Genomic DNA, 1,369 nt, shown 5'->3' on the forward strand with positions numbered 1-1,369 from the left:
GCCGCCGGCACTCCGCCTGCGGCTACCGCAGCCCGATCACCTACGAGAACACCACCACCGCGGCTACGCTACGACCGGCCGCATAACAATCAAATCGCGTGTCCACTTTTCGGGGCGAAGGCCCAACCGCAGCACGCCGCGCAGCTCGTCGGCCGGGAAGCGTCGGCTAGCGAGACCCAACATAGACTCCGTAGTAGGCCATGATCATCAGGTAGCCAGTTGGGCAGCCTACGGCTTCGTTCAAGGTCATTCGCCAACATTCATGGCATCGAGAAAACCCTTATGCAATAAGCCTTTGCCCGTCAGCACACTTCCACGAATATGGATAAAATGGACTGGCAGTGTGGGGGTCAGGGGTTCGAATCCCCTCAGCTCCACCCATTTTTCTACAACATCTAGTAGTCGATCCTGCCGCGCAGCACTACATAATGTAGCCTACCTTTGTTGGTGTGTCCCTACTTGCGGCGGCCTGGAGCGAAACTGGAGGATCGAATCTCCGCCCTCCAAATAGGGTCAGGAATTGCTCCACAAATCGATGGGAAGTCTCGGGCAAGCGGAGCGCCGCGATGGCGAAGTTCGGCGCGAACGTCGAGCCGCTCGGCTTCGACGTCACCGTAGCGAGCAGCGGAGCGGAAGCCGTTGCCGGGGCAGACATCATCACCACCTGCACCGCGGACAAGGCAAACGCCACCGTCCTTACCACCGACATGGTCGTGCTCGGTGTGCACCTCAACGCCATCGGCGGCGACTGCCCCGGCAAAACCGAACTCGACAGCGCCATCCTCGACCGGGCAACCGTCTTCGTCGAGTACGAACCGCAGACCCGCATCGAAGGCGAGATCCAGCACCGCAGCCCCGATTTCGCCGTCACCGAACTGTGGAACGTGCTGACCGGCGCCACACCCGGACGAACCAACGAGCAGCAGATCACCCTCTTCGACTCAGTGGGCTTCGCGATCGAGGATTTCGCCGCGCTGCGATACGCCCACGACGCCACTCGCGGAACCGCCTACACCAGCACTGTGGATCTTGTTGCCGAGCCAGAGGATCCGAAGAACCTCTACTCACTGCTGTGCCCGGTACCGGTCAAGGCATGAGCGCACCCGCCTCAGCCCAGGCCCCGTCGGCTGTGGTCTTGATTCCGTTATGGGGTTATCTGGCCAACTGGCGAAAACTATTTGTGATCTGGACCCAACCAAATGGGTAGGTCAAGTCGTATACGTGGTGGGAGGTGGCCGGATGAGGGGACCTGACCCCGAGTAGTGGACACGCTCAATCCCTGCTTCGGTGGGGTGGAAGCGAGATGATCCACTCATGGCGAGGAAGAACTACTCCGAGGAGTTTCGCCGCGACGCTGTCGAGTTGTATC

General features: G+C 60.4%; 1 pseudogene. It reads left to right on the forward strand.

The features are described from left to right. Positions 1-521: 521 nt before the first annotated feature. A pseudogene (locus RM423_RS24725) lies at positions 522-1,097 on the forward strand (ornithine cyclodeaminase); the annotation flags it as partial. Positions 1,098-1,369: the final 272 nt, after the last annotated feature.

The sequence above is a fragment of the Jatrophihabitans lederbergiae genome (assembly GCF_031845305.1).
GTDB classification, from domain to species: Bacteria; Actinomycetota; Actinomycetes; order Mycobacteriales; family Jatrophihabitantaceae; genus Jatrophihabitans_A; species Jatrophihabitans_A lederbergiae.